Raw genomic sequence first — 8,922 nt, 5'->3', positions numbered from 1 at the left:
TTAATAATCTTATAATATAATCATAATCTACAAGTGGTATATTAAAAATATTGTTGTAATTATTTAAAAATCACTATTATCAGGGGGAAATTTCAAATGGAAAAGCTTACAAAATATTTATATATAATATCTTTTGACGGACTTGCCACTTTAGATTTTAAATACATCTCTTCTTTACCTAACTTTAAAAAATTTCTTGCCGAAGCTTCCTATTGTAAAAAAGTATACAGTGTTTACCCCTCCCTAACATATCCTGCCCATGCCAGCATTGTCACGGGAAAGTATCCCAAAAATCACGGAATAGTAAACAATACCTTATTACAGCCTAATAGAAAATCACCGGACTGGTACTGGGACAGACAATATATAAAAGGAGACACAATTTATGATCTTGCAATAGACAGGGGAATGACAGTAGCAGCCTTGTTATGGCCTATCACAGCAAAATCCAGAATACAATACAACATGCCGGAGATTTTTCCCAATAGGTCCTGGCAAAATCAAACTATAGTATCTTTATTGAATGGAAACCCTTTATTTGAATTTCAACTAAATCAGAAATTTGGTTATTTGAGAGATGGTATGAAGGAACCTGAATTAGATAATTTTACCCATGAATCACTTCTATATACTATAAAAAACAAGAAATCTGATATAACATTTGTCCACTATTCCGATTTGGATTCTATGCGCCACTGCAGTGGATTTTATTCTGAAGAAGCAAATGCCGCACTTCTAAGGCATGACAAAAGGTTAGGTGAAATAATTATAACCTTGAAAGAAAATGATATGTATAACGACAGCACAATTATAATTTTAGGTGATCACAGCAGCATGGATGAGGATAAAATTATAGAACTCAATGTATTATTGAAAAACAATGGATATATTGATGTAGACGAAAGAGGGAAAATTAAAAACTACAGGGCAATATCAAAAAATTGTGATGGCTGTGCCTATATATATTTAAAGAACAAAGACGATAAATTGTTGATAGACAAACTCTATTCTCTTATAGAAAATTTCAATAAAGAAAATCAATGTATCGAAGAAATATACAAAAAAGATATTGTAATGAAATTAGGCGCTGATCCAAATTGTGCTTTTATGGTTGAAGCAAAAAAGGGATTTTATTTTCTTGATGACACGGTGGGAGACATAATAAAATATATAAAACCGGAAGATGTGAGCAGCTCACATAATATCACAAGAGCCACCCACGGGTACTCGCCATACAGAAAAGACTATACAACCGTCTTTATGGCAAGCGGCAGAGGAGTAAAAAGAGGTGTAGTTGTAGATGATATGAATTTGGTTGATGAAGGACCAACTATGGCAAAATTGCTTGGAATTGAGTTAAAAGATGCAGACGGAAGAATTATAAATGAAATATTGGAGTAATAAGTTGATGTCAATCTACTTATTTATGACATTATCTAACACCCGAAGATAATTTTCACAACCTATTTTCTCAATATCTTTACTGTTGTAACCACGATTTGAAAGTATTTTTAATACCTTATTTGCTTCTCCATGCCCTTTTATAACATCAAATGATATTCTAGAGTTGCTATATATTTGTCCACTTTCTTCAAAACGATCGCAGAAATCAAATCCGAAACCAACATGATCTATCCCTGCCAAATTAACAATATAATCAATGTGTTTTGCTAAATATTCAGCATTTGAATCTTCATCATTATCGGCTACCATAATACTGGATGCATTAACACATATTATGCCACCTCTGTTTGCAATCGCCTTTATTTGAAAATCTGTAAGGTTTCTTTTTATATTAGATAAAGCTCTACTATTAGAATGTGATGCGATAAATGGATTTTTTGTAAATTTAAGTACATCATCAAATCCTTCATCATTCAAATGGCTTACGTCTATAAGCATCCCTAATTTTTCTGCTTCCTTTATAAGGTTAAATCCAAAATCGGTCAAACCTCCTTTACGGCCTTCAGGAACGTCTGTATAGTGACACCCATCTGCTGCATAATTTCTTCTACTCCAGGTAAGTCCTAACCCTCTTACGCCGAGTTTGTAGAAAATTTTTAAAAGATCAAGATCATTGTATAAAGGCTCTACCCCCTCAAAAGATAAAATAATACCTAATTTTTTATCTTTAATTGCACTCATTACATCATTAAAATTTTTACAAAGCATAAGTTTATTGATTTTTTTAATAGGAAAGTATACACTTATAAAAGGGCAGCTGTAAAATATTAATTAAAAGGGGAGTTATGCTTTGAATCCGGAAATATTTAAAAAGCTTAGATTAAAAAAAGGATATACACTAGCTGATATGTGTCAAATGACAGGATATACAGCAAGCTTTCTTTCACAATTAGAAAGAGGATTAAAAAAGCCCTCACTTAATTCTTTAAGGAAAATTGCTGAATGTCTTGAAGTTCCTATAATATTTTTCTTTATGGAAGATAACAATATACATTCCAGTGAAAATAGCACTGATAATAGATGCGTTGTTATACATAAAAATAGCAGAGATAAACTAGTATTACCAGGAATCACTGCAGAATATGAATTGTTAACGCCAAATTCAATGGATTCAAAAGTTAAACCTGAAATAATTGGGCTATATTACAAATTAGATTTAGGTTGCTGGAGTTCTGAAAAAATGATTACTCATAAGGCTGATGAAAGTATTATTGTACTAAAAGGAAAAGTAAAAGTTTATGCAGGAGATTCTGTATATGAACTTGAAGAAGGTGACAGTATATTAATAAAGAAAAATACACCTCATAATATTTTAAATTGTGGAGAAGAAATATCTGTTAATTTAAGTTATACAAAAAATGATTATTTTCTATAAAAAGGCTAAACGATACCAATAATACATAGTATCTCCTGTTGTACTGTCACATACAAAAAATATATCAATACAGCAATCTCTCGTCACATTGTCAGGAAATAAAAGGAAATCACGTGGGTAAATCCAGTTACAACAATTATACGTAACTGGATTGTAGTTGCATATAATTGCTGCTGGAAATTAATTTAAATTATTTGCGGAATTCCCCTGTATTTATTTCAGAAGATTTCCTGCTGCTTTTACTCTTATTCTAGTTGCATTTCCCGGAATATATGCCAGCGGTACGTCATCAATATCTACAATTTCTATAGATTCAGGATCAGCCCCTGCTTTAATTGCCTGTTCAATCGCCATATTTTTGGCTTCCTTAATAGCCTCTTCACGTCCAATTTTATCCAATATAAATATTTTCTCAACTTGTCCACTTATTTGAGCTATTGCTGCCCCAATGGCGTTCGCCACATCAAAATAATCAGGTCTTATAACTTCTGATGCCCCTGATAATTTATCTGGAAGAAGTACACTTCCTCCTCCTACCAATACAACCTTCATATCATTTGCATTTGTTTTTATCCTATCAATTGCTGATTCTGCCATAATTATCATCCTTTTATATACTTCTTCTGCCATATTTAAGTGAACACCATTTATTTTTTTATCATGACCTATTTTAGCCACTCCAAGTAAAGTTGCTATATCCGAAGCAGTAAGTGTATCTCCCCCGAAACACATGGCCTTTTCTGTAAGTTTATATCCAACGCTATCAGGTCCAATTGAAACTTTATTACCACTTTTTCGTATAACAGTTCCTCCACCGAGACCTATAGATACAAGATCCGGCATACGGAAATTTGTCCTTACACCACCTATTTCAACTGCAGTAGAAGATTCTCTTGGAAATCCATTTACAAGTACGCCAATATCTGTAGTCGTACCTCCTACATCAACAACTAGTGCATTTTTTTGTTTTGCAAGATAAGAAGCTCCCCTAAGACTATTAGTCGGTCCACAAGCAATAGTAAATATAGGGTATTTCATGGCATAATCTACTGACATAAGTGTACCATCATTTTGTCCAATATAAACTTGACAATCTATATTTTCATTTTTAAGTGCTTTTATGAATCCTTTCACTGTAGTTTTTGCCACATCAACTAATGATGCATTCAATATATTTGCATTTTCACGTTCTAAAAATCCTATACTGCCTATTTCGGATGACAGTGACACTGGTACATCCGGCATTTCTTCTTTAAAAATTTCTGCTGCCTTAATTTCATGCTGATTTGACACAGGTGAAAATACAGACGTAATTTCTATAGAATTAACTTTTCCCTTTATTTCACTGGCTATTTTTCTCAAGTATTTTTTATCAAGTGTTGAAATTTCATTTCCATTAAATTCAAATCCACCTTTAACTATGTAGCTAAAGTTACCTATCGCTTCTTTAAGCTCCTCAGGCCATCCTGTCATTGGTTTTATTGCAGTTGTAGCAGGGTATCCAATTCTTATGATACCAACCTTATTCAATCTTTTGCGTTCGACAATTGCATTGGTACAGTGCGTAGTTCCAAGCATGGCATATTTTATATCTTCTCTCGGTACACTACTCATTTTCAAAACTTCCAAAAGTGCCTTATATATCCCTGAACTTACATCCAAAGTAGTTGGGGTTTTTGTTTTTACCACAGGTGTCAGATTTTCATCAAGAATTACTGCATCTGTATTAGTTCCACCAACATCTATACCAATTCTATACTTCATTTTAAAATTCCCCCATTCTGCTTTTAATTCTCTGCTCAATAGGAACATAGTCTACATCGTAACCAAAATATCTTGGCCCTACAGTCTTAATTCCATCTTTGGTCCTCCATTTTTCATCGCAAGGTATACAAATTACTATTCCTCTATTTCCATATCTAAGAGTTTCTGTTGTTATAGCATGTCCTGTTTCAATATCAAGTACCACAATAAGATCTGGAGCCGTAGCCAGTATTTCTCCCTCATTAGTTTGTACTATTAAATTTTCATTTTGGAACTCTATTTTAATGGATTTCCCCTTATACTCGTCGATGCCCGTCATTTTACTTTCTCCACGTACAAATCCACCGTCTGTTTTTCTCAATATGTCACATACCTTGCCTTTGAATAATTCAAATCCTCCACTTACCTTAAGCACTGCATCAACAGGATTTGTATTTTTATTTTTTGCTATTCTTATTGCACGTCCAACTTCTTCAGTTTTAGTTACAATTCCCCTAATTGAAGTTTTTTTAACTTGAGATCCAGTCATAGTGTAGCTTGCCATCATTGTCGATCCACCCGATGCTACAGTTACAGCCCTAGCTAAAGTTTCACTCCACTTATTGCTTACAGTATTAAACATTGTGGCATTTCCCTTTTCATCACACACTACCAGAGGAGTTGATTTTACTCCGCCAAGGCTAAAAGTTACCATTTGAATTTCCGGAAAAGCCCTTCCCATCCCGTCTCCATCCACAATGGGCATTCCCAATGTTGCTGCTACTGCAAAAGGTATCATAGAATTGAGTCCCCCCGCCTCAAATGGTATTGTAGCAAAAATTTCTTTGCCAAGATAATCTTTTAAAAGTGAAAAAGCATTTATGGCTTCTTTGCCATTAGGAATTTTCTCAATTAAAATAGTTGGCGCTCCCATCATATTAGTTGGTACAACAATTGCATCATCTGGCACTTCATCTACATCAAGCATTGTGACTTCTCCATGAGTCTTAATGGCATCGATAGCCATAAGTTTACCAACATATGGGTCTCCACCGCCTCCTGTACCATACACTGCAGCTCCTGCCGCTATATCTTCAATTTCCTTGACGCCTATTTTTCTCATACCTTTACTCCCTTTCATCTATCAATTGAACTAATTTATTTGATACATCATTAAGCATCTGTTCAAATGCTGTATTGTCACTCATACACAACAATTTTTCTCTATTTATAATGTTGGCTATTTCAACTAATTTTTTATCCTTGACAAGATCCAATTCATCAAATAGTTCAATTATCTTTTGAGCCGTATCAATAAGTCTAAGTGAGCCATATATTTTAGGTTCATCTATACACCCAACTGCACTTGAAACAATATAAGCAAGTAATTGAATCAGCTTTTCACTCATATTTTTTCCTCCCACTTGTTATAGAAAACAACATCTTCTAACTTTTTTTTGGGAGGCGATTTAGGCTCATTTTGAGGATATCCAATACTTATTATCAAGTCTGGTGATATATAATCAGGAAGTTTTAATATTTTTCTAACCGCCTCACCATTAAAAGACTTGACTGGGCATGTTCCCCATCCTCTCTCTGTGGCTAGAAGAATAATATTTTCCGATGCCATAGAAACATCCATTATTGCCATCTCATCACTTCCCAATTTTCCTCCCCTATCATATGCTAGCTTTCTATTAGAACAAACTACGATTATACATGGTGGTTTTCCAATTAATCCCGGGCTAAAAGGAAAGATCTTATTTAATTGTTTTATATCATCCATAATTCCAAACAGCCATGACTGAATGTTACTGCCAGAGGGAGCTGTAACAGCCCCTTCAAGCAATTTCATAACTTCAGATCTGGCAATAGCCTTTTTGGAGAATGCTCTGATGCTTCTCCTTTTTTTCATAATATTTAATAATGTACTATCCGCCATATTTTCCCTCCTAGATATTTTTATCCGAATATTGCTATTTATTTAGGATATTCCATATACTACGTGATTTTTTTGGAGATCTCGGATATGACATTCTGCTATGACTTAAGCCGAGCAATACTAAAGATTCCAGATATCTAACCGACACAGATACTGGATATATTACAGGTACATCATATCTTTTATCATGCAATAACCCCATTAACTTTTCACTAACCCCTATCATACCGGTACAGCCCAGTATTAAAAGTTGTGCATTATATTTTTCTATAGCTTCAATTGCCAATTTAAATAAAGATTGTATTAGGCGATCTTTCTCACCTAATTCTAAAACTGGAATGTTAACAGCCTTAACTGATGCAAGCTTTGCTGCAACTCCTGCATCATAAGCTATTCTCTCAATAATGGGAACAACACCATCTGTAACAGTAATTACTGAAAACCTAGTTGAAAGATCTGCAGCACATAACATAGATGTTCTACATGGACCAACTACAGGAATATCAACCAGCTCACGTAATGCATCCAATCCAGGATCTCCCATACAACTGACAAATATACCATCATACCCTTGTTTAGCGGCGTCCAATCCAACTTTAATAATACCAGGCGCAGCTAATGCTTCATCAAAAGAGCATTCAATTGACTCTGTTCCATAGGGAACCCTTTCAACATCAATTTGTACTTTAGAAGATGCAAAGCCTTGTGCTTCAGCAATAGATTTTTTTTCGAAATCTTCATCTGTAATAGGACTTATATATTTGATTTTCATATTTGTATAATCATTCCTTTCGTTTCACTAATTTCAAACCAGAATTACTGACTTGCGGCATATATTTCAATATTTAACCAATATACTTATCTGTCTGAGCAAATTTAGCATTAGTCTGGCCTTTGAAAGCAGCATAAATTTTCATTAAAACATAGTATGTTACCACAGCTGTGATGATAGAATTTAAGGATGAAATTCCCTGCTTAACAAAATACCCTACCATAAATGCACATAGCCATGATATTATTGTTATTGGATTCCATGATTCACAAGAATCAGGCAAATTTCCATTTTGTCTCGCTTCATCCAAAACAGTTCTATCCCTTTTTAATATAAAGTAATCCACTACCATAATTCCTGCAATTGGAGGTACAAATACACCTAAAAATGTCAGATAGGCGACAAAATAATTCATTATTCCAATGGCAGATAACAAAGTACCAAATATGCCAATTACTACAGTTATAGTACTTCTATTAAATTTTTTCTTAAATATGGTGCTAAGTACAGTAGTCAAGCCCAAACTTGAAGAGTATAAATTTATATCATTTATTTTTACAGTTGAGAAAATTACAATTGCAACACCTAACCATCCAGATAAAGAATACATTATTGTCATTATGTCACTGGATTTAACAACATGAGCCATTAGAACTGCAATCATGCACATACTAAGTTCTCCAACAAATGTGCTAATTAGTATCATCCAGAATACTTGTTTACTATTTGAAAGGAATCGACATATATCAGGGGTCATAACTGCTCCAACAATAAAACCACCTGCCACCATAGTAGTTCCAACTGAAAGTGACATAGAAGGGCCAGGCTGCGTTGAAGTTAAAAGTGTTGATATATTTGTGTTGCTTAACATTTTAACTGTTGCTATTCCTACAGCCAGTAAAAATAACGGAAGCGCAATATTAGCAGTATAACTCAACATTTTAAATCCATAAACTACTATGGCAACAATTGAAAGGCCGGTAATAATTGCCCATATTTGAGCATTAAAAATCTTAGTAGCATTAAACATTCCTTCCGCACATACAGAATTTTGTACTCCAAACCATCCTATACATCCTATAGCTATAATCAATCCAACTATTGTAGAGCCTAAATTCCCAAAACCTGACCACTTTGACAATAAGCTTGTTGACAATCCTTCTCTAGCAGCTATAATTCCCAATGCAACGCCAACTATTTGTAAAATTACACTTCCAAGCAAAACTGACAATAGTGCTTTGTTAAATGTCATGCCATATCCCAATGATGCACCAAGCATTAACTGTGATACACAAGCAAAGCCCCCTAATCTGACTACAGTTACCTGCCAAAAATTTTGTTTTGCAGTTTTTGGAACACGCTCTAGAGAATAATCATCTTTAGTTTCTCTGTTACTCATATTTGTCCTCCTCCTGTTTTAATAATTTCAATATTTGATTACTTATAACATTGTGCCTAAATTAGTTTTTTTGTGGTATTATAATTATAATAATTTAACCTGTAGTTAATTAACTCACAGTGAATATGGTATTAATTTATATTATAAAGCTATTTATCAATTTGTCAATAATTTAATCAAATTTGTTATTAAATATCAATTTAATGATTATTTTATTATTGAAATCG

At 33.7% G+C, this 8,922-nt stretch carries 9 protein-coding genes; 2 read left to right on the top strand and 7 right to left on the bottom strand.

What is annotated here, in order from left to right:
- Positions 1–96 precede the first annotated feature (96 nt).
- Positions 97–1,401 carry an alkaline phosphatase family protein gene (locus tag J5G60_RS14215; protein WP_150358546.1) on the top strand — a complete coding sequence of 435 codons (1,305 nt, stop codon included), beginning with the start codon at positions 97–99 and terminating at the stop codon, positions 1,399–1,401.
- Positions 1,402–1,416: 15 nt separating this feature from the next.
- Here the strand turns inward: J5G60_RS14215 and J5G60_RS14210 are convergent, their stop codons facing one another.
- Positions 1,417–2,172 carry a dipeptidase gene (locus tag J5G60_RS14210; RefSeq protein WP_150358545.1) on the bottom strand — a complete coding sequence of 252 codons (756 nt, stop codon included), beginning with the start codon at positions 2,170–2,172 and terminating at the stop codon, positions 1,417–1,419.
- Between the two features lie 82 nt (positions 2,173–2,254).
- Here J5G60_RS14210 and J5G60_RS14205 point away from each other — a divergent pair, with 82 nt between their 5' ends.
- Positions 2,255–2,839, top strand: coding sequence for a helix-turn-helix domain-containing protein (locus tag J5G60_RS14205; RefSeq protein WP_150358544.1), 585 nt, complete (start codon positions 2,255–2,257; stop codon positions 2,837–2,839).
- 213 nt (positions 2,840–3,052) lie between these two features.
- Here J5G60_RS14205 and J5G60_RS14200 read toward each other — a convergent pair whose 3' ends face one another.
- The 6 genes from J5G60_RS14200 to J5G60_RS14175 form a co-directional block, all read right to left on the bottom strand.
- Positions 3,053–4,603, bottom strand: coding sequence for a hydantoinase/oxoprolinase N-terminal domain-containing protein (locus J5G60_RS14200; RefSeq protein WP_150358543.1), 1,551 nt, complete (start codon positions 4,601–4,603; stop codon positions 3,053–3,055).
- 1 nt (position 4,604) lies between these two features.
- Positions 4,605–5,705, bottom strand: a complete 1,101-nt coding sequence (locus J5G60_RS14195; protein WP_150358542.1) for a DUF917 domain-containing protein — start codon at positions 5,703–5,705, stop codon at positions 4,605–4,607.
- Positions 5,706–5,709: 4 nt separating this feature from the next.
- Positions 5,710–5,991 (bottom strand): DUF6092 family protein, encoded by a 282-nt coding sequence (locus J5G60_RS14190; RefSeq protein WP_150358541.1) that lies wholly within the window; start codon positions 5,989–5,991, stop codon positions 5,710–5,712.
- On the bottom strand, positions 5,988–6,524 hold the full coding sequence (locus J5G60_RS14185; RefSeq protein WP_150358540.1) for a nitroreductase family protein: 537 nt from the start codon (positions 6,522–6,524) through the stop codon (positions 5,988–5,990). The genes J5G60_RS14190 and J5G60_RS14185 overlap by 4 nt, the downstream gene beginning before the upstream one ends.
- 34 nt (positions 6,525–6,558) lie before the next feature.
- Positions 6,559–7,296 (bottom strand): aspartate/glutamate racemase family protein, encoded by a 738-nt coding sequence (locus J5G60_RS14180; protein WP_150358539.1) that lies wholly within the window; start codon positions 7,294–7,296, stop codon positions 6,559–6,561.
- A gap of 73 nt (positions 7,297–7,369) precedes the next feature.
- Positions 7,370–8,695, bottom strand: a complete 1,326-nt coding sequence (locus J5G60_RS14175; protein ID WP_150358538.1) for a purine-cytosine permease family protein — start codon at positions 8,693–8,695, stop codon at positions 7,370–7,372.
- Positions 8,696–8,922: the final 227 nt, after the last annotated feature.

This window comes from Clostridium sp. HV4-5-A1G, from assembly GCF_900184915.1.
Classification (GTDB): Bacteria; Bacillota; Clostridia; order Clostridiales; family Clostridiaceae; genus Clostridium_B; species Clostridium_B aromativorans.
Note: the sequence above shows the minus strand (reverse complement) of the source record. Positions and strands in the feature narration are given on the sequence as shown.

Coding starts and splice junctions, on each gene's coding strand:
- J5G60_RS14200 (WP_150358543.1), bottom strand. CDS start 4,603: ATGAAGTATAGAATTGGTATAGATGTTGGTGGAACTAATACAGATGCA.
- J5G60_RS14190 (WP_150358541.1), bottom strand. CDS start 5,991: ATGAGTGAAAAGCTGATTCAATTACTTGCTTATATTGTTTCAAGTGCA.
- J5G60_RS14215 (WP_150358546.1), top strand. CDS start 97: ATGGAAAAGCTTACAAAATATTTATATATAATATCTTTTGACGGACTT.
- J5G60_RS14210 (WP_150358545.1), bottom strand. CDS start 2,172: ATGCTTTGTAAAAATTTTAATGATGTAATGAGTGCAATTAAAGATAAA.
- J5G60_RS14175 (WP_150358538.1), bottom strand. CDS start 8,695: ATGAGTAACAGAGAAACTAAAGATGATTATTCTCTAGAGCGTGTTCCA.
- J5G60_RS14195 (WP_150358542.1), bottom strand. CDS start 5,705: ATGAGAAAAATAGGCGTCAAGGAAATTGAAGATATAGCGGCAGGAGCT.
- J5G60_RS14180 (WP_150358539.1), bottom strand. CDS start 7,296: ATGAAAATCAAATATATAAGTCCTATTACAGATGAAGATTTCGAAAAA.
- J5G60_RS14185 (WP_150358540.1), bottom strand. CDS start 6,524: ATGGCGGATAGTACATTATTAAATATTATGAAAAAAAGGAGAAGCATC.